31 protein-coding genes are annotated in these 24562 nt (G+C 70.7%); 16 read left to right on the top strand and 15 right to left on the bottom strand.

The features are described 5' to 3' along the window. Window positions 1-3: 3 nt before the first annotated feature. Window positions 4-525, bottom strand: coding sequence for an isopentenyl-diphosphate Delta-isomerase (gene idi, locus DW296_RS06190; RefSeq protein WP_102209005.1), 522 nt, complete (start codon window positions 523-525; stop codon window positions 4-6). A 75-nt stretch (window positions 526-600) separates the two neighbouring features. Here idi and DW296_RS06185 point away from each other — a divergent pair, with 75 nt between their 5' ends. After that, window positions 601-1233 (top strand): MarR family winged helix-turn-helix transcriptional regulator, encoded by a 633-nt coding sequence (locus tag DW296_RS06185; protein WP_136051526.1) that lies wholly within the window; start codon window positions 601-603, stop codon window positions 1231-1233. A 17-nt stretch (window positions 1234-1250) separates the two neighbouring features. Here DW296_RS06185 and DW296_RS06180 read toward each other — a convergent pair whose 3' ends face one another. Both DW296_RS06180 and DW296_RS06175 read right to left on the bottom strand, forming a co-directional pair. Next, complete coding sequence (locus DW296_RS06180) at window positions 1251-1610, bottom strand: histone-like nucleoid-structuring protein Lsr2 (protein ID WP_062636350.1); 360 nt, start codon at window positions 1608-1610, stop codon at window positions 1251-1253. 89 nt (window positions 1611-1699) lie between these two features. Next, window positions 1700-2551: a LuxR C-terminal-related transcriptional regulator gene (locus DW296_RS06175; protein ID WP_136051525.1), complete on the bottom strand. Its 852-nt coding sequence runs from the start codon at window positions 2549-2551 to the stop codon at window positions 1700-1702. A 109-nt stretch (window positions 2552-2660) separates the two neighbouring features. Between DW296_RS06175 and DW296_RS06170 the strand changes: the two genes are divergently transcribed. After that, complete coding sequence (locus tag DW296_RS06170; RefSeq protein ID WP_136051524.1) at window positions 2661-3008, top strand: DUF485 domain-containing protein; 348 nt, start codon at window positions 2661-2663, stop codon at window positions 3006-3008. After that, window positions 3005-4642, top strand: a complete 1638-nt coding sequence (locus DW296_RS06165; RefSeq protein ID WP_136051523.1) for a solute symporter family protein — start codon at window positions 3005-3007, stop codon at window positions 4640-4642. The genes DW296_RS06170 and DW296_RS06165 overlap by 4 nt, the downstream gene beginning before the upstream one ends. 62 nt (window positions 4643-4704) lie before the next feature. On the opposite strand, the gene DW296_RS06160 is transcribed toward DW296_RS06165, so the two are convergent. Beyond that, entirely contained in the window at window positions 4705-5217 is a 513-nt protein-coding gene (locus DW296_RS06160; protein WP_136051522.1) for a methylated-DNA--[protein]-cysteine S-methyltransferase, read from the bottom strand. A 227-nt stretch (window positions 5218-5444) separates the two neighbouring features. Between DW296_RS06160 and DW296_RS06155 the strand changes: the two genes are divergently transcribed. Continuing rightward, window positions 5445-9125, top strand: coding sequence for an AAA family ATPase (locus tag DW296_RS06155; RefSeq protein ID WP_240743012.1), 3681 nt, complete (start codon window positions 5445-5447; stop codon window positions 9123-9125). Further along, the gene (locus DW296_RS06150; protein WP_136051521.1) at window positions 9118-9315 is read left to right on the top strand and encodes a hypothetical protein; all 198 of its coding nucleotides are present in this window, start codon (window positions 9118-9120) and stop codon (window positions 9313-9315) included. The genes DW296_RS06155 and DW296_RS06150 overlap by 8 nt, the downstream gene beginning before the upstream one ends. A gap of 68 nt (window positions 9316-9383) precedes the next feature. Here the strand turns inward: DW296_RS06150 and mscL are convergent, their stop codons facing one another. The 3 genes from mscL to DW296_RS06135 are packed head-to-tail and all read right to left on the bottom strand — an operon-like array spanning window position 9384 to window position 10724. Beyond that, complete coding sequence (gene mscL / locus DW296_RS06145; protein WP_062636366.1) at window positions 9384-9815, bottom strand: large conductance mechanosensitive channel protein MscL; 432 nt, start codon at window positions 9813-9815, stop codon at window positions 9384-9386. Window positions 9816-9839: 24 nt separating this feature from the next. Beyond that, window positions 9840-10112 (bottom strand): FmdB family zinc ribbon protein, encoded by a 273-nt coding sequence (locus tag DW296_RS06140; RefSeq protein WP_025105556.1) that lies wholly within the window; start codon window positions 10110-10112, stop codon window positions 9840-9842. Between the two features lie 15 nt (window positions 10113-10127). Continuing rightward, window positions 10128-10724 (bottom strand): 5-formyltetrahydrofolate cyclo-ligase, encoded by a 597-nt coding sequence (locus tag DW296_RS06135; protein WP_071328804.1) that lies wholly within the window; start codon window positions 10722-10724, stop codon window positions 10128-10130. Between the two features lie 40 nt (window positions 10725-10764). Here DW296_RS06135 and galU point away from each other — a divergent pair, with 40 nt between their 5' ends. The 4 genes from galU (at window position 10765) to DW296_RS06115 (ending at window position 13715) form a co-directional block, all read left to right on the top strand. Next, entirely contained in the window at window positions 10765-11652 is an 888-nt protein-coding gene (galU, locus tag DW296_RS06130) for a UTP--glucose-1-phosphate uridylyltransferase GalU (RefSeq protein ID WP_136051520.1), read from the top strand. A 45-nt stretch (window positions 11653-11697) separates the two neighbouring features. Next, window positions 11698-12309, top strand: a complete 612-nt coding sequence (locus DW296_RS06125) for a GNAT family N-acetyltransferase (protein ID WP_060921801.1) — start codon at window positions 11698-11700, stop codon at window positions 12307-12309. An 82-nt stretch (window positions 12310-12391) separates the two neighbouring features. Beyond that, on the top strand, window positions 12392-13255 hold the full coding sequence (locus DW296_RS06120) for a hypothetical protein (protein ID WP_136051519.1): 864 nt from the start codon (window positions 12392-12394) through the stop codon (window positions 13253-13255). A gap of 148 nt (window positions 13256-13403) precedes the next feature. Continuing rightward, window positions 13404-13715, top strand: coding sequence for a DUF7882 family protein (locus DW296_RS06115; RefSeq protein ID WP_136051518.1), 312 nt, complete (start codon window positions 13404-13406; stop codon window positions 13713-13715). A 9-nt stretch (window positions 13716-13724) separates the two neighbouring features. Here DW296_RS06115 and DW296_RS06110 read toward each other — a convergent pair whose 3' ends face one another. Then, a complete protein-coding gene (locus DW296_RS06110) occupies window positions 13725-14336 on the bottom strand; it encodes a flavodoxin family protein (protein ID WP_136051517.1) in 612 nt (203 codons plus the stop codon). An 88-nt stretch (window positions 14337-14424) separates the two neighbouring features. Here DW296_RS06110 and DW296_RS06105 point away from each other — a divergent pair, with 88 nt between their 5' ends. Then, entirely contained in the window at window positions 14425-14631 is a 207-nt protein-coding gene (locus DW296_RS06105; RefSeq protein ID WP_025105563.1) for a hypothetical protein, read from the top strand. A 24-nt stretch (window positions 14632-14655) separates the two neighbouring features. On the opposite strand, the gene DW296_RS06100 is transcribed toward DW296_RS06105, so the two are convergent. The 3 genes from DW296_RS06100 to DW296_RS06090 are packed head-to-tail and all read right to left on the bottom strand — an operon-like array spanning window position 14656 to window position 16088. Next, the gene (locus tag DW296_RS06100) at window positions 14656-15258 is read right to left on the bottom strand and encodes a GNAT family N-acetyltransferase (protein WP_136051516.1); all 603 of its coding nucleotides are present in this window, start codon (window positions 15256-15258) and stop codon (window positions 14656-14658) included. Between the two features lie 38 nt (window positions 15259-15296). Then, window positions 15297-15692, bottom strand: a complete 396-nt coding sequence (locus tag DW296_RS06095; protein WP_136051515.1) for an ImmA/IrrE family metallo-endopeptidase — start codon at window positions 15690-15692, stop codon at window positions 15297-15299. A 24-nt stretch (window positions 15693-15716) separates the two neighbouring features. Then, on the bottom strand, window positions 15717-16088 hold the full coding sequence (locus DW296_RS06090) for a helix-turn-helix domain-containing protein (protein ID WP_240743011.1): 372 nt from the start codon (window positions 16086-16088) through the stop codon (window positions 15717-15719). Between the two features lie 118 nt (window positions 16089-16206). Between DW296_RS06090 and DW296_RS06085 the strand changes: the two genes are divergently transcribed. From DW296_RS06085 to DW296_RS06070, 4 genes are read left to right on the top strand one after another with little or no spacing between them, the layout of a single operon-like run. Beyond that, the gene (locus DW296_RS06085) at window positions 16207-16401 is read left to right on the top strand and encodes a helix-turn-helix domain-containing protein (RefSeq protein WP_136051513.1); all 195 of its coding nucleotides are present in this window, start codon (window positions 16207-16209) and stop codon (window positions 16399-16401) included. A 55-nt stretch (window positions 16402-16456) separates the two neighbouring features. Then, a complete protein-coding gene (locus tag DW296_RS06080; RefSeq protein ID WP_136051512.1) occupies window positions 16457-17386 on the top strand; it encodes an aldo/keto reductase in 930 nt (309 codons plus the stop codon). Between the two features lie 39 nt (window positions 17387-17425). Continuing rightward, complete coding sequence (locus tag DW296_RS06075; protein WP_136051511.1) at window positions 17426-17812, top strand: PLDc N-terminal domain-containing protein; 387 nt, start codon at window positions 17426-17428, stop codon at window positions 17810-17812. A 33-nt stretch (window positions 17813-17845) separates the two neighbouring features. Then, window positions 17846-18790 carry a DUF1214 domain-containing protein gene (locus DW296_RS06070; protein ID WP_136051510.1) on the top strand — a complete coding sequence of 315 codons (945 nt, stop codon included), beginning with the start codon at window positions 17846-17848 and terminating at the stop codon, window positions 18788-18790. 22 nt (window positions 18791-18812) lie between these two features. Here DW296_RS06070 and DW296_RS06065 read toward each other — a convergent pair whose 3' ends face one another. From DW296_RS06065 to DW296_RS06055, 3 genes are read right to left on the bottom strand one after another with little or no spacing between them, the layout of a single operon-like run. Next, window positions 18813-19799, bottom strand: a complete 987-nt coding sequence (locus tag DW296_RS06065) for an epimerase (RefSeq protein WP_136051509.1) — start codon at window positions 19797-19799, stop codon at window positions 18813-18815. Continuing rightward, entirely contained in the window at window positions 19796-20428 is a 633-nt protein-coding gene (locus DW296_RS06060; protein ID WP_136051508.1) for a DUF4166 domain-containing protein, read from the bottom strand. The genes DW296_RS06065 and DW296_RS06060 overlap by 4 nt, the downstream gene beginning before the upstream one ends. Window positions 20429-20437: 9 nt before the next feature. After that, a complete protein-coding gene (locus DW296_RS06055; RefSeq protein WP_136051507.1) occupies window positions 20438-21085 on the bottom strand; it encodes a TetR/AcrR family transcriptional regulator in 648 nt (215 codons plus the stop codon). A gap of 106 nt (window positions 21086-21191) precedes the next feature. On the opposite strand from DW296_RS06055, the gene DW296_RS06050 reads away from it, so the two are divergent. Beyond that, entirely contained in the window at window positions 21192-21998 is an 807-nt protein-coding gene (locus DW296_RS06050) for a sugar phosphate isomerase/epimerase family protein (protein ID WP_136051506.1), read from the top strand. After that, complete coding sequence (locus tag DW296_RS06045; protein WP_136051505.1) at window positions 21998-23134, top strand: Gfo/Idh/MocA family protein; 1137 nt, start codon at window positions 21998-22000, stop codon at window positions 23132-23134. The genes DW296_RS06050 and DW296_RS06045 overlap by 1 nt, the downstream gene beginning before the upstream one ends. On the opposite strand, the gene DW296_RS06040 is transcribed toward DW296_RS06045, so the two are convergent. Continuing rightward, window positions 23086-24303: an ROK family transcriptional regulator gene (locus DW296_RS06040; RefSeq protein WP_240743010.1), complete on the bottom strand. Its 1218-nt coding sequence runs from the start codon at window positions 24301-24303 to the stop codon at window positions 23086-23088. The genes DW296_RS06045 and DW296_RS06040 overlap by 49 nt on opposite strands. Window positions 24304-24562 lie beyond the last annotated feature (259 nt).

Here is a 24562-nt window from a genome sequence, read left to right as displayed (position 1 = left end):
GGCTCAGACCTCTCCGTGTCGTCGGAGGAGCGGGAGCTGCTCCGCGAGCCAGGGGCTGAAGGCGAAGGGGGTGCGGATGACCGCGGCGAGCAGGTCGTCCACGTCGACCCATTCCCACTCCGCCACCTCGTCGGGATTCGCGGCGGGCTGCCCGTCGATCACGGCGACGTGCACCGGGCAGATCTCGTTCTCCACGATGCCGCTCGCGTCCACGGCGCGGTAGCGGTAGTCGGGGAGGGCGAGACGGATCTCGGTCACCTGGATGCCCAGTTCGTCGGAGCCGCGCCGGCGCACCGCGTCGGTCATGTCCTCGCCGGGCTGCGGGTGCCCGCAGAAGCTGTTGGTCCAGACGCCGGGCCACGTGCTCTTGCCGAGGGCGCGACGGGTGACGAGCAGGCGTCCCTCACGATCCTGCACGTAGCAGGAGAAGGCGAGGTGGAGGGGCGTGTCGGTCGTGTGGACTTCGCTCTTGGGCAGGATGCCGACGGCAGTCCCGTCTTCGGCGAGGAGTGTGACGTTGTCCATGGCGCCCTCTCGTCGTTTAGCTAACCTGGCGAAATATCAACTTAGCATGAAGCTGTTGGTGTGTAACATGATCGCATGCACTCCGAGCCCCGCACCACCCCGGTCGCCGAGGCGCCGGCGACCGCGGGGCCGGACGACCTGACCCATGGCGCGATCTACGACGTCGAGGCCAGCGATCCGCGCAGCACGCTCATCGACCGCTCCGGCGTCGCGCCGGAGGATCTGCGGCAGATCGCTCGCGTCATGGAGGCGCTCGGCGGATTGCGCGACGCCGAGCAGCGGCTGTCGCAGGCGTCGCGCCGGTACATGCAGCTGAACGAGACCGACATGCGGGCGCTGCACTATCTGATCGTGTGCGCGAATCGGTCGCTGGTGGCGACACCCAGCGGGATCGCCCATCACCTCGGAGTCTCGACCGCGGCGACGACGAAGCTGCTCGATCGGCTGGAGAAGGGCGGGCACATCCGGCGCTCGCCGCATCCCACCGACCGACGAGCTCTCGCGATCACGATCACTCCGGAGACCAGGCACGCCGCGATGGAGACGGTCGGGCGGCAGCAGGCCAAGCGCTTCTACGCGGCCGCGCGGTTGTCGGCGGCGGAGCGCGATGTGGTGATCCGGTTCCTCCAGGACATGACGGAGGAGATCACCCTGCGTGACGAGCCGTGGGCCACGCAGGGCGCACACGAAGATCCCGCCCGACCGTGAGGTGGGGCGGGACCGGATCAATGAGCGGCGCGGTAGGCGTCCAGGATGGGGGCCGGAACTCGTCCCCGCTCCGAGAGCGTGTAGCCGTTCTCCTTCGCCCAGGCGCGGATCGCCGCGACCTCGGGGTTGCGTGAGGGCCGCTTCCGCGATGAGGAGGACGAGGAGCGCCCTCCGCCGGTGGACGCACCGGATCCCGCCCGACGCCCTGCCGTGATGTATGGCTCGAGTGCCTGGCGCAATTCCTCGGCGTGCGCGGAATTCAGATCGATCTCGTAGGAGGTGCCGTTCAGCGAGAAATGCACGGTCTCGCCTTCTCCGACCTCCAGGACGGTGCCGTCGATATCGTCGACCAGCTGGTGCACAATTCTTCTCGCCATGCCAGCGACTTTATCGCGGCGGCGGGAATGCCCACAACAAACGTCGCTCGTTCATGGCGTCGTGTGACGCGTCCGCCGACAATACCGATTCAGGGGAGCAGGCCCGCTCGACGCGCTTTGGCCACGGCGGCGTGCCGCGTCGACGCATCCAATTTCGACATCGCGGTTCCGAGATAGGCCTTGACAGTGCCTTCGCGCAGACCGAGGTGGGCGGCGATCTCCGCATTCGTCGATCCGAGGGCGGCGCACGCGAGCACATCCGTCTCGCGCGGGGAGAGGTGGATGACGGGGACCGGCCCGGTCGTGGTCGGGAGGTCGTCTCCGGCGAGGGTCAGCAGTCGGTGCTCGACCTGCGCCAGTCGTGCGCGGATGTCGGCGTCGTCGACCGTGGCGGCGATGCTGCGGAGCTCGGCGAAGCTCTCGCGCAGCTCCTCGCGCTGTGCCGGCGCGACCGCGGCGGGCGATGCAGCGCGGAGGCGGCGCTGCACCTCGTCCCGGATACGCAGCTCATCGGCGACGGACTGCGCGACCTGCATGGCCGGGGCCGTCGTCACGCCGCCGATCCTCTCCTCGGCCCAGGCCCCGGCATAGAGCACGCCGCGGGGGCGGCCCTGGACGACGATCGGCAGGGCGAGCAGCGTCCGCAGGCCCTCGCCGAGCACGAAGACGTCGTAGTCGTGGGTGATCTGGCGGGACGACCCGTAGTCGCTCGTCATCCGCGGACGCAGCTCCATCATCGCCCGGCCGCCGAGGCCGCGCTCGGGGCGCACGCGGAGCCCGTCGAGCGCACGCGTGCGGGCCCCGACGATGCTCGTGACGCTCACGACGCCCTCGTCGATCAGCCCGCCGAACGCGACGGGGAAGCGGGTGCGCCGCGCCAGCTCGCGCACCGCGTTGGCGACGAGCTCCGCCTCGGATTCGACGGTGATCGGAGAGCTCACGAATACCTACTTTCGGGGGTGACGGCACCGTTCCCCGTTTCGTAGCGTCGACCCTACCACTCGGGCGGCGACGGCCGCGCGTGCAGCGGACATGTGGCAAGGAGGCCCCATGAGCGAACCAATTCCGACCCCTCAGAACGGTGCGATCGATTACGTCGCCGTCGAGCAATCCCCTCGATTCCTGCGGTTGAAACGGACGCAGCGGTCCTTCATCTTCCCCCTCGCCGCGTTCTTCCTCGTGTGGTATTTCGTCTACGTACTGCTGGCGGCATTCGCCCGCGATTTCATGGCCCAGCGCGTCTGGGGCGATATCACCGTCGGGCTGCTCTTCGGGCTCGGTCAGTTCGTGACGACATTCGCCATCACGATGGCGTATGTCGCATTCGCGAATAGGAAGCTCGATCCGCTGGCGTCGGAGATCCGTGAAGAACTCGAGAAGGCGCAGGCGGACGCATGATCATCATCCGTACGGCCGCCGAGGATGTCGCACTCGACATCAACCCGGTGTTCAACATCTCGATCTTCCTGGCCTTCGTCGCGGTGACGTTGTTCATCGTCATCCGCGCCAGTCGGAACAACAAGACGGCCGCCGACTACTACGCGGCCGGGCGCTCCTTCACGGGACCCCAGAACGGTTTCGCGATCGCGGGCGACTACCTGTCCGCGGCATCGTTCCTCGGCATCTGCGGTGCCATCGCGATCAACGGGTACGACGGATTCCTCTACTCGATCGGATTCCTCGTCGCCTGGCTGGTCGCGCTGCTGCTCGTGGCAGAGCTCATGCGCAACACGGGCAAGTTCACGATGGCGGACGTGCTCTCGTTCCGCTTGAAGCAGCGCCCGGTGCGCATGGCGGCGGCGATCACCACGCTCGCTGTCTGCTTCTTCTACCTCCTCGCGCAGATGGCGGGGGCGGGCGGCCTCGTGTCCCTGCTGCTCGGGATCGACGGGCGTGTCGGGCAGTCGGTCGTCATCGCCGTCGTCGGCATCCTCATGATCGTCTACGTGCTGATCGGCGGGATGAAGGGCACCACCTGGGTGCAGATCGTCAAGGCGGTCCTCCTCATCGGCGGTGCACTGGCGATGACGATCTGGGTCCTCGCGATCAACGGCTTCAGCCTGAACACCCTGTTGGAGGCTGCCGTGGCCAACTCCGACAAGGGCGAGGCGGTGCTGGCGCCGGGCCTGCAGTACGGCGCCAACCCGTGGGACTTCCTGTCCTTGGGCATGGCGCTGGTGCTCGGCACCGCGGGGCTGCCGCACGTGCTCATGCGCTTCTACACCGTGCCGACCGCCAAGGAGGCGCGGCGTTCGGTGGTGTGGGCGATCTGGCTGATCGGCGGGTTCTACCTGCTCACGCTGGTGCTCGGTTACGGAGCCGGTGCGCTCGTCGGCGCCGATGTGATCGCCGCGGCACCCGGGGGAGTGAACTCGGCTGCGCCGCTGCTGGCGTTGAAACTCGGCGGTCCCGTGCTCCTCGGGTTCATCTCCGCGGTGGCGTTCGCCACGATCCTGGCGGTCGTCGCCGGACTCACCATCACGGCGGCGGCGTCGTTCGCCCACGACATCTATGCGAACGTCATCCAGAAGGGACGGAAAGACGCGGAGGGCAAGCCGGTCGAGGCCGACCCCAACGGCGAGGTGCGGGTCGCTCGCCGGACGGTCATCGTCATCGGCATCCTCGCGATCGTCGGCGGCATCGGTGCGCAGGGGCAGAACATCGCCTTCCTCGTGGCTCTCGCTTTCGCGGTGGCGGCCTCCGCCAACCTGCCGACGATCCTCTATTCCCTGTTCTGGCGCCGGTTCACGACGCGGGGAGCGGTGTGGAGCATGTACGGAGGGCTCGGCTCGGCGATCATCCTCATCATCCTGTCGCCCGTGTTCTCCGGCACGCCGACGTCGATGATCCCCGGGATCGACATCGCCATCTGGCCGTTGAACAACCCGGGCATCGTGTCCATACCGCTCGGGTTCGCGCTCGGCTGGCTCGGAACCGTCACCAGCACCCGACGCGAGTCTCCCGAGCTGGCAGCCGAGATGGAGGTGCGCTCGCTCACCGGCTTCGGTGCGGAGAAGGCCGTCGACCACTGACGCGCCCTCCTCGGGTGCGGGCCCGGCGGCCTACTCGCCGGGCCCGCGCCCCAGGAGCGGGCTCACCGGGACTCGAGGTCCAGCAGGAAGCGCTTCCGCTCCGGATGGCCGCCATAGTGCCCCGGCGAGCCGTCGGATCGCACGACCCGGTGCACGGGCACGATGATCGAGAACGGCGTGAGGCGGCACGCCGTCCCGACGGCGCGGGCCGCTCCCGGATGCCCGGCGAGCACGGCGACCTCCCCGTAGCTCAGGGTCTGGCCCCAGGGGATGTCGCTCACGGTGTGCAGCGCCGTCCGGTGGAAACCGTCCACGAGGCGCCAGTCGAGACGGATGTGCTCGTCGAAGCGGACGGGCTCGCCGTCGAAGTACGCGTCGAGGAGCGGGACGAGGTCGTCGGCGGCGCCAGGCTCGGGCTCCGGGACCGCACCGAGCTGCCGCGACACGCTCTCGAGCAGCCACGGCACCTGCGGGTCTGCGGACTCGGAGAGATCGAAGCGCACGATGCCCTCGTCGGAGAAGACCGCGAGGGCGTCGCCGAAGGGCGTCGGAGCGAAGTCGTAGCGGAAAGTCATGTCCCCATCCTGACCGGCCCGCTCGACACGAGAGAACCGGTCGCCGGCCCGGTCGCGCGTTCCGTGGACAACGTGAGCGCCCGACCGCGCGGGGAGGAGCAGTCCGAGCGGGCGTCGTACCGGCTGTTTTTCACCGGAAACCCGCCGTGGATACCGATCTCCGGCGGTGTCGCGCCTAGGGTGTGAGTGTGTGGCGACGGGAAAGCAGGTCTGCGAACAACACAGCGGTGGACAGCGCTGTGTCCCTCGGTGACCTGCACGACTCGTCCACCGGAGTCGGCATCGCGCACGCCGCCGAGGCCGAGCGCACGCGCCTGCGGGCCGAAGCCGCCGATCTCGGCGGTCCTTCCCCGCTGAGCAGCTTCCGCGACGGGCCGGAATCCGGGATCGACATCTCCAAGGCGCACCCTGGCAGCCTTCCGCAGTTCATCACCGGCAAGTCGACGCTCCTGTCCAACCTCTTCCGCGACGAGGTGGGCCTGCGCACCGCGCGACTGGCCGCCGAGCGGATCACGGCCAAGAACACCGAGCTGCGCACGGTGCGCGGCATCGAGGCGGTGCACCTCGCCGTCGGCGTCGCCCGGTGGCGTATCGGCGGGGCGACGTTCGCCGCGCCCGTCCTGCTGCGCCCGCTCGCGATCCGTCGCCACCACACCGACTTCGAGCTCAAGCTGCAGGGGGCGTTCGAGGTGAATCCGGAGCTCGTCCGCGTCGCCCGCGAGCACTTCGGTCTGGCCCTCGACGCCGCGGCCCTCGCCGCGCTCGCCTACGACGGCGGCATCTTCAAGCCCCAGCCCGTGATCGACAGCCTGCGCGCACTGACCCAATCCATCGAGACGTTCTCCGTCGAGCCGCGACTCGTCGTCTCCACCTTCGCCGACGTCGCGGGTGCCATGGCTCAGGACGGCGGCACCTTCGACCACCCGGTCCTCAACGCGCTCGGCGGCCACGTCGGCGATCGCGAGCAGGTCACGGCACCGCGCGCCGTCCCGCACCACGTCGGCCCGGACGACCGCGCGCCCGCCTCGGACACGCTGCTCCTCGACGCGGATGCCGAGCAGGAGGCGGTGCTGGCCCGCATCACCGCCGGTCACTCCCTCACCGTGGCGACGCTGCCGGGCACCGGCGGCACCCAGACCGTCATCAACGCGCTGGGCGAGCTCGTCCGCGCAGGCAAGAAGGTGCTCGTCGTCTCGGCCCGCCGGTCGACGCTCGACGGGGTGCGCCACCGCCTCGCCGGCATCGGCCTCGACAGCCTCGCGGTGTCCCCGGCGAGCCTGCGCCGCGACCTCGTCCGTGCGATCGGCAGGAACGAGAAGGCCACCGCGCCCAAGGTGAGCGAGGTCGACGACGCGCTCGTGCGGCTGCGCACGGTACTGCGCGACTACCGCGATGCGCTGACCGTCCCGATCCCCGGCCTCGACGCCTCCGTCCTGGACGCGACTCGGCACCTCACCCGCCTCGCGTCGCTGCCGGTCCCGCCGTCGACCACAGCCCGACTGAGCGTGGACTCCCTGCGGAGGCTCGCGAAGGACCGCAGCGACGCGGCCGCCGCCCTGGCGCACGCCGCGCGGCTCGGCGAGTTCCGCGTCGGCCCGAACGACTCGCCCTGGTACGGCGTGACCTTCGGCAGCACCGAGGCCGCCCGCGCCGCCCATGAACTCGCCGGGCGCCTGCACGCCGTCAGCGTGCCGGCCCTGCTGGAGCGCGGCTACGAACTGATCGCGCAGACCCACATGCGGCCGTTCTCCACGATCGACGAGCTCGGTGATTACCTCGAGCTGCTGCAGGGCATCCGCGACACCCTGGATCGGTTCAGCCCGACGGTGTTCGAGCGTCCGCTCGGCGAGCTCATCCAGGCGCACGGCTCGCGAAGGGACGCGCCCGGCATGTCCGGGGCCAACCGCCGTCGGCTCCGCCGGCTCGCCAAGGAGTACGTCCGCCCCGGCGTGCACGTGACGGAGATGCACGAGGCGCTGCTGCGCATCCAGACCCAGCGCACCCAGTGGCAGCGCTACGTCGACGTGGGCGTCGCCCCGGAGATCCCGCTCGGTCTCGCCGACGTGTTCGCCGCCTGGCAGCGGGTGGAGGCCGAGCTGGCCGAGCTGGACGCGGCACTCGGGCGCCGCGAACCGCTGTCCTCGCTGCCGGTCGCGCGACTCGTGCGCATGCTCGCGGGTCTCGCCGCGAAGTCCGACGTCTTCGAGAACCTCGTCGAGCGCGCGCAGCTGCGCGACAAGCTCGCCCTCCTCGGCCTGGAACCGCTGCTGACCGAGCTCTCGGTGCGCCACGTCTCCGAAGCGCGGGTGGGGGACGAGCTCGAGTTCGCCTGGTGGCAGTCCCTCCTCGAGCGCGCCCTGCAGGACAACCGCGCGCTGCTCGGAGCGAACACGGCCGTGGTCGACCGCCTCGAGCGCGACTTCCGGCTGGTGGACGAGGCGCACGCGGCCATGGCCGGACCGCTGCTCGCCTGGCAGCTCGCGAACCAGTGGCGCATCGCGATCGTCGACGAGCCCGAGCAGTCGCAGAACCTGCGCCGCGCCCTGACCCAGTCCGCGACCACGGCGGCCGAGGTCGTCAGCGCCGCACCGACCCTCGTCGACGTCCTGGCTCCGGTCTGGATCTCGTCGCCCTACCTCGTCCCGGAGATCCCGGACGCGGTGGAGTTCGACACCGTGCTCCTCGTCGACGCGGCGGCCATCAATCTCGCCGAGGCGGCCCCGGCGATCCGCCGTGCCCGCCAGGTCGTCGCGTTCGGCGACCCGGTCACCCAGCGACCCTCTCCCTTCCGCATCGCGGTCGACCCCGCGGAGGACTGGGAGGAGGAGGTCCCGTTCGACGAGGTCTCCGTCTTCGAGCGCCTGTCCGAGCTGTTCCCCGTGATGACGCTGACCCGGAGCTACCGCGCCGGTGGCGAGGATCTTGCGGAGCTCATCAACGATGCGTTCTACGGCGGCGAGATCGTCTCCCTTCCGTGGGCCGGTTCGTACCTGGGCCGTGGCAGCCTCACCGTCGACTACGTCGAAGGGGGCACCGGGACGCCCGACCCCGTCTCCGGCGCCGTCGAGAGCCCGGACGCCGAGGTCGCCCGCGTCGTCACCCTCGTCGTCGAGCACGCGGTGCACCGCCCGACGGAGTCGCTCATGGTGGTCACCGCCAGCACCCGTCACGCGGAGCGTGTGCGCGCCGCCGTGACCGCCGCCTTCGCCGGCCGCTCGGACGTCGCCGACTTCGTCGCCCGCGACACCGCGGAGCCGTTCGCCGTGCTCACGCTCGAGGAGTCCGTCGCGGAGAGCCGCGACCGCGTCATCTTCTCCCTCGGCTTCGGGCTGACCAAGCACGGCCGGGTCCTCAGCGACTTCGGCGATCTGTCGACGCCGGACGGCGAGCGGCTGCTGACGGTCGGGATGACCCGGGCGCGGCGCTCGATGGTGATCGTGTCCTCCATCCGCCCCTCGGCCTTCGACGACGGCCGTCTCGAGCACGGCGCGGCGACGCTCATGTCGATCCTCGGCGGTCTCGCGGCGCGTGCCCGCGACGCGCGCCTGGAGGATCTGGCCGACCCGCTCACGCTCGCACTGGCCAGGGAGCTCCGGCGTCTCGGGGCGTCCGTCGACGTCGACTACCGGGGACTCCTGCCGCTCGTGGCGCAGCACAACGGCAAGGCCGTCGTGATCGAGTCCGATCCGGAGTCCCGGGGGGAGTCCCTGCGCGAGACGCTCCGGCTGCGCCCTCACGTGCTCCGCCGCCTCGGCTGGCACTACGTCCGCGTGCACGCGTTCGACCTCTACAGCGACCCGCGCACTGTGGCGTCCCGGATCGCGACGGTGCTCGGCATCTCGGAGACGGCCCCCCGCGCGGAGAACGACACGCAGCCGCTCGACCTCGGCGACCACCGGAATGACTGACGGCCGGGACGAGCCGCGTCAGCGGGTCGTCCGGGTGCCGGGCTCCCGGCGGGCGCGCCTGACGCCGGTCGAGGGCAGCGACCCGGCGCCGGAGGTCCCGGAGGGCCAGGCGCCGCGGCGGTCCGCCCCGGGCGACCGCAAGGGTCCCAACGACGACCAGCTCCTCCGCGACGTGCCCCCGCACTACTGACGCGGCCCCCGGAAAGTGGAAGACCCACGGCCCTCCGAGGAGAGCCGTGGGTCGTGAGGGCGGTGTGGTCAGACGCCGCGCGGTCCCTGCTGCGTCTTGAGCAGATCACGGATCTCGACGAGCAGCTCCGCCTCGGTCGCGGCGGCCGGCTCCTCCTCCGGCTCCTCGGCCGGCGTGCCCTTGCGTGCCTCGACGTGGGCCTTGAACGTGTTCATCGGCAGGACGAAGACGAAGTAGACCACGACCGCGACGGCGAGGAAGCTGATGATCGCCGAGATGAGGTCGCCGATCGGGAAGGTGACCTTCTCGCCGTAGATGTTCGTGATCTGGATGCCGAACTTGCCGGCTGCATCGGCCTTGAGGAAGAGCGCGATGAGCGGGTTGATGACGCTGTTCACCACGGCCGTCACGACGGCCGTGAAGGCGGTGCCGATGACGACCGCGACGGCCAGATCGATGACGTTCCCGCGGAGCAGGAAGTCCTTGAATCCTTTGAGCATGGATACCCCCAAGTCGACTGGGCCTCAGTTCGAGGCGGGAGTCGACGCAGCAGCCGGTTTGGCGCTCGTCGTCGAATCCGACTTCGATGATGCCGAAGCATCCTTCGAACCCCCGGATTTGGCGCGCGAGTCCGTGCGATAGAAGCCGGAGCCGTTGAAGGTCACGCCGATCGAGCCGTACTGCTTGCGCAGTGCGCCGCCGCATTCGGGGCAGACCGTGAGCGCGTCGTCGGAGAAGCTCTGGACGGCGTCGAACTGGTGCCCGCACGCGGTGCAGGCATAGGCGTAGGTGGGCATGGCGGTCCTTGCGGGTCAGCGTCGCCGAGGCGACAGATGCAGCGTCTGCGACGGGGTCACGATGCCGTCGACCGGCTGATCGTGCACCTCGCGCGGCAGTTCGTCGAGTACCTCGGAATCATAGATCACCGCGTACACCGGAGGGCATTTCTCCATGGAGCCGATGGTCTTGTCGAAGTAGCCGCGGCCCCAGCCCATGCGCATCCCCGAGCGGTCGACGGCGGCGGCGGGGACGATCATGAGGTCGACGTCGTTCACCGCGATCGGCCCCAGCACTTCGCCGGTGGGCTCCGGCAGCCCGTACAGGCCTTCCGCGATCTCGTCGGTGTCGTCGGCGACCGCCCAGTCGAGCAGTCCGTCGGAGCGAGTGACGGGGAGGAGGACCCGGATCCCGCGGCGGACCGCGCGGGTGACGAACTCCCTGGTGCCCGGCTCCGTGGTGGTGGAGAGGAAGCAGGAGACGGAGCGGGCGCCGAGCTCGTCGACGAGGGCGTCGAGCCGTTCGCCGATCGCTGCGGCGGCGGCTTCGCGCTGGGGATCGGACAGCAGCTGACGCCGCTCCCGCAACTCCGCGCGGAGGGCTCGCTTGGCGTGCTCGACGTCGTTAGCCATGGTCCGAGTCTAGGGCGGCCCCCACCGGTAGGCTGTGGGAATGGCTCACGAGAAGATCAAGGCTGTCATTCCCGCCGCCGGACTGGGGACACGATTCCTGCCCGCGACGAAGGCGATGCCGAAGGAGATGCTCCCCGTCGTCGACAAGCCGGCGATCCAGTACGTCGTCGAGGAGGCGGCGAACGCCGGGATCGAGGACATCCTCGTGATCATCGGACGCAACAAGAACGCGATCTCCAACCACTTCGACTCCGTGCCGGAGCTCGAGGTGAAGCTCATGGAGAAGGGCGACACCGGTCGGCTGGAGCGCGTGATGAAGTCGAGCGACCTCGCCGACATCCACTTCGTCCGCCAGGGCGAGCCCAAGGGTCTCGGGCACGCCGTGCTCCGCGCCAGGACGCACGTCGGCGACAGCTCGTTCGCGGTGCTGCTCGGCGACGACCTCATCGACGAGCGCGACCCGCTGCTCACGGAGATGATCGCGGAGCACGAGCGCACGGGCGCCGCCGTCATCGCCCTCATGGAGGTCGACCCGGACAGCATCCACATGTACGGCGCCGCCGCCGTCGAGGCGATCGAGGGATCCGACGCCGTGCGCGTCACGGGTCTCGTCGAGAAGCCCGCGAAGGAGGACGCCCCGTCCAACCTCGCGATCATCGGACGCTACGTGCTCCCTGCGTCGGTCTTCGAGATCCTCGAGCGCACCGAACCAGGCAAGGGCGGAGAGATCCAGCTCACCGACGCCCTGCAGGAGCTCGCGACGGCGGACGGCGGACCGGGCGTGGTCGGCGTCGTCTTCGGGGGTCGCCGCTACGACACCGGCGACCGCGTGGACTACATCAAGGCGATCGTGCAGCTCGCGACCGACCGCGACGACCTGGGCGCGGAGCTGCGCCCCTGGCTCAAGGACTTCGCGGAGCGCCTCTAGGCGCCTCGCGGTCGTCGGAGGTGCGGCGTGGAGCTGTCGACGGGGATGCGGCACGGACCGGTCGAGCTGCGTCTGATCCGGACGAAGGACGCGCGGCCTCTGCAGCAGGAGCTGCTCGCGAACCGCGCGTGGCTGCAGCCGTGGGAGGCGACGATCCCGCACGGGGCGGTCTCCTTCGACATGCGGGTCAGCATCCGTCGGTTGCTCCAGCAGTATCGGGACGGCGGAGGCTACCCGTTCGTCATGGAGTACGACGGTGAGGTCGCCGGACAGCTGAACGTCTGGGGTGTCGCCCGGGGCTCGCTGTGCTCGGCGACGATCGGCTACTGGGTGAGTGAGCGCTTCGCGGGTCGGGGGATCACCCCGACCGCGGTCGCGCTCGCGACCGATGCCTGCTTCACCGAGTACGGGCTGCACCGGATGGAGATCTGCATCCGGCCCGAGAACGCCGCGAGTCTCCGGGTGGTCCAGAAACTCGGCTTCCGGTACGAGGGGCTGCGCCGTCGGTACATCCACATCGACGGGGACTGGCGCGACCACTACGCCTTCGCCCTCACGCAGGAGGAGGTTCCCCAGGGCGTCCTCGCCCGGTGGATCCACGGACAGGTGCCGCCGCACGCGGCGACGATCCCGCCGGCGGACCGCATCAGCCTCTGACATCGCCCGTTGCGGAAGGACACGCCGCGACACGCGCCCCGACTGCACGGCGCGGCCGGTCTGCCGCCGTTACCGTTGACCTATGGACGGGCCGGTGCTGAGCGGGGGAGTGATCGTGCTCGTCGCCGTGCTCCTGTGGATGCTGTACCTGCTGCCCTCGTGGCGCGGTCGCTTCCAGTACAACGCGGCCGAGCGGAACGCCGTACGGCTGAACCAGGCGCTGCGGATCCTCGCCGAGACGAGTGAGACGCCCAGCGAGGTGCACATGGAGCTCAACGCCCGCACCGTCGTCGCCCAGCAGAAGCTCGCGAAGCGGCTGCAGGCCGAGAGAGAGGCCGCAGAGCTCGAGGCGCTCCGCCAGGAGCTCGCCGCCACCCGCGCCGATCCCGTGATCCGTCGGGCCCGCGCCCGCCGACGGGTGCGGCTGTCGGCGACTGTCGCGCTCGTCCTCGGCCTCGCCGCCGTCGGGCTCGGCGTCTGGCAGCTCCTGGCCACCGGGGGAGCGGTGCTCCTCTGGAGCGGTGGGGTGGCAGCCCTCATCGCCACCATCGTCCTGCAGCGGATGGCTGCGGTCGCGGTACGCGCTGCCCGTCGTCCGCAGCCCGCGGTCGTCGAGGCCGTCGAGGAGAGAGTGGCCCCGGCACTGCACGACCAGGGCCCCGCCACCTGGACCCCGCGCCCGCTGCCAGAGCCGATGGTGTCGGTCGCGGGATCGCGCGCCCAGGCGGCTCGCGCCGAGATCGATGCGCAGGAGGAGCGCCGCAAGGCCGCTCGGGTCGCCGCGCTCCGTGCCCGCGCCGAGGAGATGGCGCCGGCAGCGCCCGTCAGTCTCCCGGCAGCGCCGGCGGCAGCAGCGGAATCCCCGTACGCGCGCATGGGCTTCGTCGACGACGCCGAGATCGAGGCGCACGTCCGCCAGCTTCTCCAGCGTCGGGCCGCCGGATGACCGTCGCGGTGAGCGCGGGTCTGCACCGCTGACGCCTCGGTGCCGCTCTCCGAGAGCGATGCCGACACCCCGTCCGTACCGGCGCGCCGAAGACGCGCGAGAGTGTCGCTGCTCGCGTCGGCGCCGTGTCCACCCGTAGAGTCGGGGGATGGGAACCATGCAGTACGGCTCCGGCAGCGAGATCCAGATCGAGGACCGCGCCCTGGCCCATCTGAAGGTCGCGATCGCGACCAAGCTCCGCCGGAACGAGAGCTTCACGCTGTCCTGGAAGCACCCCGATGGCGACGTCCCCGGGCGCTCCACGATCTGGCTGCATCCGTCGATTCCGCTGCGCTTCACCTTCTCGGAGCCGGAGACGCCGGAGCTGAACGTGAAGTGGGTCCAGGCCCTCATGGTCGAGGCGAGCTCGTCCGGAGGCATCAGCCTCGTCGACGAGGTCATCGACGGCCCGGCCGACTGAGCGGCTCCGCTACTCGGCGGGGTATGCCTGCGCGGCAAGCTGCCGCGCGAGGTGCGCCGCGTTCCGGGATGCTGTCGTGATCGCGGAGCTCACGGCCTCCGGGGTCTCGTCGAGGTCCTTGTAGTCCACGGTCTGCATGGCCTCGCCGTTCCAGTACACCGAGGTCTGCGCGGGGATCGTGTAGCCGATGTCGTTCAGCGCCTGGAAGAGGATCGCGGAGATGTGGTGCGCGCCGTCCTCGTTACCGAGCACACCGGCGATGGCGACCTTGTCGAACAGGATCGGGCGGCCCTGCTCGTCGGTCTCGCTGAGCTCGGCGTCGAGACGCTCCAGCACGCGCTGGGCGACGCTGGAGTGCTGTCCCATCCACGTCGGCGTGACGAACACGAGGATGTCAGCGTCGAGGACGCGCTGACGCAGGGTCGGCCACTGGTCGCCGTCGCCCATGTCCTTCTCGACGCCGGGGCGGATGTCGAGGTCGACGGCACGGACGAGGTCGCCCGTCACCCCGTGCTCGGCGAGGGCATCGAGGAGCTGACGCGCGAGCAGATCGGAGCTCGACGATGCGGGGGAGGGCTTGAGGGTGCAGGAGATCGCGAGGGCGGTGAGGGAGGTGTCCATGCTCCGACCCCACCAGACATCCGGGCGGCGGCACAGGGCCTTTCCGGGTCCGGGCTATCCTGGTAGAGCACCGACGACAGGAGATCCCGTGATCCTCAGCTTCCTCTTCTTCATGATCATGTTCCTCGGAGGCTTCTGGCTGCTGGGGATCGCCCACGAGATGCCGGACACGCTCGCCGCGCTCACGTTCGTCGGCGGCATCCTGCTCGTCTCGCTGGCCCTCGGGTTCGCGATGCGTCAGCGCGGTTCCGCCACACGTCGCTCCAAGAACTGGACCGGCAGCCCGACCGAGTGACCAGCGCGGGGCGGCGCCCCGCGCTCACCGTCGCCGGGCGAGCCTCGCTTCGAGGTTCGCCTGCACCGCGGGCCATTCCGGCTCGATGATGGAGTACTCCACGCTGTCGCGGAGTGCGCCGTTGCGGTAGCGGCTCATGGCCCGCATCACACCGTCCTGCTTCGCTCCCAGCCGTTCGATCGCCGCGCGGGACTGGAAGTTCACCCACTGGGTCGTCAGACCGACCCGGAACACCCCCAGCGTCTCGAAGGCGTGGCGGAGGAGCAGCAGCTTCGACTCCGCATTGGTGCCCGTGCCGTGCGCGGACGGGCGGTTCCAGGTGTATCCGATGTGCAGCCGGGGGACGTCGGCGACGATGTCGTAGTACGACGTGAGGCCCAGCACACGGCCGGCGGTGTCGAAGGCCGTGAAGGGCACCATCTCGCCGGTGGTGACGAGGCCCAGGCGGCGGTCGACCTCAGCCGCGACTCCGTCGGGCGCTGGAACCGAGGTGTACCAGGCCGTCCTCCACAGGTCGCCCTCGGTGACCGCTTCGACGAGTCCGTCGACGTGCGACCGGTCGAGAGGGCGGAGCTCGACGAGCTCGCCGGTGAGAGTGACGGGGGCGGGGGTGACGAGGAAGACCATGAGGTCATTCAACCAGCGTCGCCCGCCGACCCCGATCATTAGGCGGCGGAGACGGACGCGTGCTTCCGGAGGAGCACGCGCTGGAACGCGAGGACGATCTCGATCGTCACGTCGAGTTCGAACGCCAGGCTGGCCAGGTGGGTGCCGCGGAGCTGCTCCGCCGCTGCGTACGCCGCCGGCGTGATCAGACATCGCGCGGCCCACTCATCGGCCTGCCGCTCCTGTCGCGCGCGAAAGGCGGCTTGCCATGTGGGCTGATGGCCGAGGTGGGCGTGGCCGAGCTCGTGGGCGAGCACGCTGCGGGCGGTACGCCTGCTCATCCCCGGGGCGAGCCGGATGGTCCGGGTGACGGGTTGGAAGCCCCCGGGGGTGGGACCTGTGCGTTCGATCACACGGAGACCGAGCTCGTCGGCCAGGCGGAGAAGCTGCTGCATGGGCCTCCGTCCGGTCGGTGTCGTCTACTCGTAGAGGTCGTCGGTGTCCGTCTCGCGGGTGGATCCGGATTCGAAGGCGACCTCGCGGGTATTGTCGCGCGGGGTGGCGACATCGGTGCGGCGCCGGAAGGGGGTGATGATCGCCGACATGCCGTCGGCGGCCAGGCGCTCCTCGGCCCGGGCGACAAGGACGTGCGGCTCGACCCCGAGCGTGGCGCATACCGCGTAGACCACGGGGACGGGAATGGCGCGCTTGCCCGTCACGTAATTGTCGAGCGCGCTCCGGGCGATGCCCACGTCGCGCGCCATGGCGGCGATGCTGCTGCGTGCCGCCGCGATCTCCGCCCGCATCTGACGACCGATCGCCTCGTTGAACTGCTCGGCTGGTGTCTTCATTCGGCTCACCTTAGCAGCGCGCCGACAGCAGGATGCCGTCATATTGGTGGGTTCTGGGAGCGTGGGTGTCCGTGCGTGGCGGTACCGTAGGCGCATGGGGACAGAATTGCGTCATCTGATGGCATCGGCGGTAGAGGCGGCGCGATTGCACGCCGGAGTGTCGTTCATGGAGCTCGCGGAGCAGGCCGGGATCGCACCTCCCGCCCTGGCAGACCTCCTCGAGGAGCGTGCGGATTTCACGATGGAGGATGTCGCGGGGATCGCGATGGTCCTCGGCGTCCCCGTCACGCGCCTGCTTCCGTGCGCGCCCTGAGGCGGTGCCCGCTCGGGCCTCGGCCGGGCGTGACGCGATGAAGTAGCGTGGGCGCATGAAGACCGTTCCCTTCGGATCGACGACCGCTCCGGCCCTGGTCGCCGGGATGATGCGCATCGACAGCCTCGACGACGAGCAGATCCGCGCGCTGTACACGACCGCACGCGACGCCGGGATCGACTTCTTCGACCACGCGGACATCTACGGCGGCCAGATGCACCACTGCGAGGCGCGCTTCGCGGACGCTCTCCGGCTCGGCGGCGCGGAGCGCGACGAGATCGTGCTGCAGACCAAGTGCGGCATCGTGCCGGCGCAGGGCATGTTCGATTTCTCCTACGACCACATCGTCGGGCAGGTGGAGGGCTCGCTCGCGGCTCTGCGCACCGACCGCATCGATGTGCTCCTGCTGCACCGGCCGGACGCTCTGGTCGAGCCGGACGAGGTGGCCCGCGCCTTCGACCACCTCGAGTCCTCGGGCAAGGTCCGGGCGTTCGGGGTGTCGAATCACACGCCCTCGCAGATCGAGCTGCTGAAGACCGCAGTGCGGCAGCCCCTGGTCGCGAACCAGCTGCAGCTGTCCCTCACGCACGCGCCGATCATCGCGCAGCCGGTGGCCGCGAACATGGCCGGGCACGATCAGAGCATCGGGCGCGACGGCGGCGGCATCGTGGACTACTGCCGGATCCATGGCATCACCGTGCAGGCCTGGTCGCCCTACCAGAGCGGTTTCGGCGGCGGCGTCTTCCTCGGACACCCGGACTACCCCGAGCTCAACGCGGTGATCGAGCGTCTGGCCGGAATCCATGGAGTGACACCGACCGCGATCGCCACCGCCTGGATCACGCGGCACCCCGCCGGGATGCAGGTCGTGCTCGGCACCACGACCCCGCACCGCGTGCAGGAGGCGGCGGCCGGGGTGGACGTCGTGCTCACCCGGGCCGAGTGGTACGAGCTCTTCCGCGCCGCCGGACACCTGCTGCCGTGAACCCTCGGCTCCGGCCCGTGCGTCGTCTACCCTGAACCCATGCCGTTCCTGTTCTCGCTTCTGGTCATCGCGCTGATGATCGGTGCGCTGATCGACATCATCACGCGCGACGACTCCCAGGTGAAGTACCTGCCGAAGATGGTCTGGATCATCATCGTGATCCTCCTGCCGCTGATCGGCAGCGCGCTGTGGTTCGCGATCGGCCGCGAGTACGGGGAGGCAGGGGTCCCGCTCCCGCGGATGCGACGCGCCGAGCGCCCGACCGCCCCGACGACCACGGTCGCACGCCCCGCGCCGCCGGTCGACGTCCGCTCCACCGAGCAGCAGATCGCGGACCTCGACCGCGAGATCGAGGAGTGGCGGCTCCGCGAGGAGATCGAGAAGCGGCGTCGGGAGCGGGGAGACGACGCTCTTCCTTCGTCCTAGCCGCCGAGCGGTCCAGCCTGCCAGGATGCCGTCATGAGCATCCTCGTGAACGTCGACAACTTCGCCCTCGCCGAGACCCACCGCATGATGCGCGACCTCCAGAAGGAGGCCGGGGGTGTGGATCGGTTCCTGCACAACAGGGCTCCGGCCGCGATCGACCGGCAGACCGTGATCCGGCTGAACCGGGACACCCTGTACAGCTTCGCGGTCCTCGACATCAGCGAGGGCGCGACGTTCACCATCCCGGAGCACGGCGAGCGCTACCTCTCGGCGATGGTCGTCAACGAGCACCACTACGTCGATGCGATCTTCCACGAGGCGGGCGAGCACACGCTGACGGTGGCGCAGTTCGGGACGCCGTACGTCGTGCTGGCCGTGCGCATCCTCGTGGACCCCGCGGACCCGGCGGATGTGGCGGCGGTGGGGGCGCTGCAGGACCGCATCGCGCTGCACAGCGGGTCGTCCACGCCCTTCGCGATGCCGGACTACGACACCGTCAGCCTCGACGAGACCCGCCAGGCGCTGCTCGCGCTGGCGCGGAACCTGCGAGGCTTCGACCGCATGTTCGGCAGTGAGGACGAGGTCGACCCGGTGCGGCACCTCATCGGCACGGCGGCGGGCTGGGGTGGGCTGCCGTCATCCGAGGCGAGCTACATCGGCGTCGACCCCCGTCTGCCGGTGGGCCGGTACGAGCTCACGGTCGGCGAGGTGCCGGTCGACGGCTTCTGGTCGATCTCGGTGTACAACGCGGACGGCTTCTTCGAGCCGAACGATCGCGACGCCTACACGATCAACGACATCACCGGCGTCCGCAACGACGACGGCACGATCACCGTCCGCTTCGGCGACCATCCGGAGGGCGTGCCGAACGTGCTGCCGATCACGGAGGGCTGGAACTACCTCGTCCGGCTCTACCGCCCTCGCCCCGAGGTGCTCGACGGCAGCTGGACGTTCCCGACGCTCCCGGAGTCGGCTTGACGGGCTCTTCGCGCGACCGCGGTCAGGCCACGTGCGTCCGGGCGTTCGCGTCCGCGGCGGCGAAGGAGGCACGGACGGCCTCCTCGAGGTCCGGGTAGCGGAAGGTGAAGCCGGCGGCGGTGAGCTTCTCGGGGAGCACCCAGCGGCTCTTGAGGATGAGCTCGGTCTCGGTGCGGATGCCGATGGCGCCGAGCTCGAGCATCCAGCGCGGCATCGGCGGGCCGACCTTCGCCCCCAGCACGCGGCGCACGGTGGCCATGAAGGCGGCGTTGTCGACGGGGTGCGGTGAGGCGGCGTTGACCGGCCCGTCCAGAGCGGGGGTCTCTTCGAGGAACTCGATGATGTGCGCCACATCCTCGATGTGGATCCAGCTGAAGCGCTGCCGACCGCGACGGGCGCCGGGAAGGTGTGCGGTGCCGGCGGCGCGGCGCGCGGGACCGACCGGCCAGAACCCGTCGTACTGCGGGCCGCCGAGTCCCCGCCGTGCGAGCGTGCGCAGCGGTTCCAGCACGCCGCCGTCGCCGAGGACGATGGCAGTGCGGAGGGCCACGCGGCGGGTGCCGGGGAGCGCGTCGGCGAAGAGGGCACGCTCCCACGCCTTGGCGACCTCGACCGAGAAGCCCGTGCCGATCTCGCCGGAGGACTCCGTCATCGGGCGGTCTTCCGCGTGCCGATAGATCGTGGCCGTCGAGGAATTGATCCACAGCGGCGGCGGGGTGGCCGCGCGGGAGATGGCGCGGCTCAAGGCCGCGGTCGTGTCCAGGCGGGAGCGGAAGATCTCGGCACGGTTGCGCGGCGTGTAGCGGCAGTTCACACTCTTGCCCGCCAGACCGATCACGAGCGAGGCCCCGTCGACGGCGGCGTCGATGCCGTCCTGATCGCTCCAGGTGAGGTCGCTTCCCGAGCGGGAGATCGTGACGACCTCGCGCCCGGCATCCCGGAGCCGTGCCGAGAGGAAGCGCCCCATGAATCCTGTGGCCCCGCCGATGACCACCCGGTCCGTGCTCATGCGCTGTCGTCCTTCCGATCGGGTTCGAGGGCGTAGTCGAAGTCGCCCCGGTACTCGTAGAGGCGGCCGAGGATCGGGGCGTCGACCGTCAGGCGCACCCGCTGACGACCGGCCTCGTCGTCCCAGCGCTCGACGAGCCGGACCACGGGAGCCACCATCCGCGGGATGCGGAGCCGGAAGCGCCCGAGGCGGATGCCCACCGCGCGACTGGTCAGGTGCAGGGCGCCCGCGCGGGGCTCCACGGCGAAGCAGGCTACGACAAGCCCGGGCTCGCCGAGCTCGTCGACGATGCGGCCGTGCCGCGTCGGTGCCACGGCGTCGCGCATCACCCATGGCCCGCTCGCGAACAGGAAGGTGCGCTCGGCGATCGCACGGGAGGCGATGGTGCGGTTCTCGATCCGGAAGGGCACGTCGCGCTCCCAACGTGCGGCGATCACCCCGCGCCGTTCGAGGCGGCGGAGGAGCGGCCAGAGCGCGCGGCGGGGCGTGCCGACGCGCTGGAACGTGCCTTCGCCGACGCCGACCATCCCCTCCGGGACCGCCTGGAAGTAGGTCCGCAGCCGGGGGTGCAGCTCGGCCAGGCGCTCGCCGAGCGCCCTCGCATACGGGGACTGCGGCACGGGCGTCACGGTTCGAGCCTAGTCCGCGGAAGTGCCGTCCCGGCCCGGGGCGTCCGCCGGGCGGAGCAGGCGGTCGAGGAGGGCGAGGGCCTCGTGCTGCGGGGCCGCGTCGTCCAGCAGCCACTGCGTCTGCAGACCGTCGGAGGCCGCGACGACGAGTGCGGCGACCGCGGAGGGATCGGCGTCGGAGCGGAGGCGCCCCTCCCGCTGCTGCTCCCGGACGGTCTCGGCGATGTCGGCCCGGAGGCGGGCGAAGCGCTCGGTCGCGAAGGTGCGGGCGGCGGGATGCCCCTCCTCGAGAGCGCTGGCCACGAGGGTGGAGTACAACTGCACGAGGCCCGGCACCTCGCGGTTGGCCCTGGCCGACCGGATCATCCCCTCGACGGGGTTGACCGGTTCCGGGTCGGTCTTCCGTCCCGGGGCGTTGCTCTCCACGTAGACCGCGACGAGCAGCTCCTCGAGCGACCCGAAGTAATGGGAGAGGGCGGCGTGCGTCACGCCCACCTCGCGCGCGATCGCCCGCAGGCTCGTGCGGTCGGCGCCCCGGGCGGCGAAGACCTCGATCGCGCGATCCAGGATCTCCTGCCGTCGTGCGATCCCCTTCGCATAGGCGCCACGGGGGCGCGGGCGCTCGGAGTCCTCGGCGGCTGCGGGTGCGGTGGGCATGCTCGGAGTCTATCGAGAAGAAACTTCCACATGGAGGTATTCGGTGCTAGCGTGCCTGCAGGGCGCGCGACGCCCTCCTGTCACCGACGACCGAGGAGCACGACCGATGACGATCCAGACCTCTCTGCAGCTGTTCACGATCCGCGAGCAGCTGGAGGCCGACCTCGAGGGCACGCTCGCCGCGGTGGCGGCGCGCGGATTCACCGCGGTCGAGCCCTACGACTTCGTGCGCAGGGCGGAGGCCATGGCCGCCGCGGTGTCGGCCGCCGGGCTGACCGCCCCCTCCGGGCACGCTTTCCTGGCCACGCCGACCTTCGTGCGCCCTGACGGCTCCGGCACCACGGCTCCCGTCCCGCCGCCCGCCGAGGTCTTCGCCGCCGCGCGCACGCTCGGCATGGACACGGTGATCGATCCCTACACCGAGCCGGCGCGTTGGGAATCGATCGACCAGATCGTCGAGACCGCCCGGTTGCTCAACGAGGCGGCGGAGATCGGCACCGAGGCGGGTGTGCGGGTCGGCTATCACAACCACGCGCACGAGCTGGAGGCCGTGTTCGACGGGGTGACCGGGTTGGAGATCCTCGCGGAGCACCTCGACGAGCGCGTCGTGCTGGAGGTCGACCTGTACTGGGTCGCCCGCGGCGGCGTCGACCCGGTGGCCCTCGTGGAGCGTCTCGGCGAGCGCGTGATCGCCGTGCACGCGAAGGACGGCACCCTCGACCCCGCGCTGCTGGACGCCTACCCGCCGGCCGATCAGGTGCCCGCGGGCGACGGGACCGTGCCGCTCCGGGAGGCCATGGCCGCCGCGCCCGCGCTCGAACTCGCCATCGTGGAGTTCGACCACTACGAGGGTGACCTGTTCGACGCCATCGAGCGCAGCCGGGTGTTCCTCGACGCCGGGACGGCGCGCTGATGGTGCGGGGCGGCGGAGCCGTCGGCGTCGGCCTCATCGGCGCGGGCAACATCAGCGACCAGTACCTGCAGAACCTCACGCGCTTCCCGGACGTGGAGGTGCGCGCGATCGGCGACCTCGTCGAGGAGCGGGCACGCGCGCAGGCCACGGCGTACGGCGTACCGCAGGCTGGGGGTGTCGAGGTCGTGCTCGACGATCCCGACATCGACATCGTCGTGAACCTCACGATCCCGGCCGCCCACGTCGCCGTCTCGGAGGCGATCGTCGCCGCCGGGAAGCACGTGTGGACGGAGAAGCCGCTCGGCGTGGACCGCGAGGAGGCGGGACGTCTGCTGGAGGCCGCTGCGTCGGCCGGGCTCCGTGTCGGCGTCGCGCCCGACACCGTCCTCGGCCCCGGCGTGCAGACCGCGAAGCGCGCCATCGCCCGCGGCGACATCGGCCGTCCGCTGTTCGGCCAGACGACCTTCCAGTGGCAGGGGCCGGAGATCTTCCACCCGAACCCCGCGTTCCTTTACGCGAAGGGGGCGGGGCCGCTCCTCGACATGGGGCCGTACTACGTCTCGACCCTGGTCCACGTCTTCGGGCCGGTGGCCGCCGTGGCCGCCCTCGGGCTGCAGGGGTCGCCGACCCGCCGCGTGCAGGTCGGCGACCGTGCCGGCGAGGAGTTTCCGGTCGAGATCCCGTCCACGCTCAGCGTCCTGATGGACTTCGAAGGCGGAGGGCAGGCACAGAGCCTCTACAGCACGGACTCGCCGCTGGTGCGGCAGGGCATCGTGGAGATCACGGGAACCGAGGGCACCCTCGTCATCCCCGACCCGAACACGTTCGGGGGACCGATCACGATCACCCGGCCGCTGTCCCGGCACTTCGTGCCCCCGGAGCCGGTGGTGCAGGAGGTCGTCGATGTCGCGCCGGAGGGGGTGCTCGCGGGGCGCGGGCTCGGGCTGCTCGACATGGTGCGCGCGATCGCGGAGGACCGACCCCACGTCGCCACCGGCGAGTTCGGGTACCACGTGCTCGACACGCTCCTCTCGATCGAGGAGGCCGCAGCGCGGCGCACGTTCGTGGAAGTCGCGAGCACGCTGGATCAGGTGGGAGCGCTGCCCGCCGACTTCGATCCCTTCGCGGCGACGTAGCGGTCCACGTTCGCGGGGGAGAGCACCTCGCGGGCGACCATGATCGCCGCCCCCAGCACCGCCGCGCGGTCGCCCGCCTGCGACTGCACGATCGCGAGGTGCTGGGTGGCGAGCGGGATCGAACGCCGGTAGACGACCTCGCGGACGCCGGCGAGCAGGTGCTCGCCGGCGCGGGCGATGCTGCCGCCGAGCACGATGATCGACGGGTTGAGCAGGTTCACGACCGTCGCGAGCACCTCGCCGACATCGCGTCCGGCCTGACGGGTGGCCTCGATGGCCGCGGCGTTGCCGGCGCGCACGAGGTCGACGACGTCGGAGGCGCTGTGCACGTCGTGCCCTTCGGCGCGCAGGGCGTCGGCGAGAGCCGATCCGCTCGCGAGGGCCTCGAGATCCCGTTCGTCGCCCGGCTCCCGTGCCGATCCCGCACTCATCGGCACCTGGACGTGCCCCATGTCGCCCGCCGACCCCTGGGCACCCCGCTGGAGCTGACCGCCGGCGATGATGCCGGCGCCGATGCCCGTCGACACCTTCACGAACACGAGGTCGTCCACCCGGGGCCAGCTCGTGGCCTGCTCGCCGAGGGCGAGGATGTTCACGTCGTTGTCGACGAGGACCGGGACGTCGAGGGTGCGCTGCACGTAGCCGGGCACGTCGAAGCGGTCCCAGCCCGGCATGATCGGCGGGTTCGTCGGGCGCCCCGTGGAGTGCTCGACGGGGCCGGGCACGCCGATGCCCACGCCCACGAGGGGAAGGCCCTCGGCGACCGCGGCGAGCAGGGCGGTCCCCTCCGCGAGGATCGCGTCGAGCAGGGCCTCGGGGCCGTCGCCGATGTCGATGGTGCGGGTGCGCGCGTCCAGGATCACGCCCGCGAGGTCGGCCACGGCCACGGTCGCGTGCGTGGCTCCGAGGTCGACGGCGAGGACGAGTCCGGCGCGGGGGTTGAAGGCGACGCGGGCCGGAGGGCGGCCGCCCGTCGACACCGCTTCCCCCGCGGGTCGGAGGAGGTCGGCGGCCAGCAGCGCGTCGACCCGGGAGGCGACGGTGGAGCGGGCGAGGCCGGTGAGGGCGGCGAGCTCCGCCTTGGTGCGCGCGTGTCCGTCGCGGAGGATCTGGAAGATCTCGCCGGTCCCGGGGGAGGGCGCCGCGAGCGGTCTCAGCACGTCAACCATGGCGTCAGTAAAGCACAGCACTTCTCGCAGTCGGCTGTGCGACTTCGGATTCGTTACAAACAACTTTTGACGAGGGACTAGCAAAAGTAGTCGCCGCTGTGTCAGACTCACCGGCATGACAACGGATGTCACTGACACCGGTCTCGGGACGATCCGAACCGGGATCCTCGGCGGGGGCTTCATGGCCCGCGTGCACCGCACGGCCGCCCGAGACGCGGGCGGCGCGCTGCGCGCCGTCGCCACCCGGTCCGCCGAGGGC

This window comes from Microbacterium sp. K36 (genome assembly GCF_004794355.1).
Taxonomy (GTDB): domain Bacteria; phylum Actinomycetota; class Actinomycetes; order Actinomycetales; family Microbacteriaceae; genus Microbacterium; species Microbacterium paraoxydans_D.
Note: the sequence above shows the minus strand (reverse complement) of the source record. Positions and strands in the feature narration are given on the sequence as shown.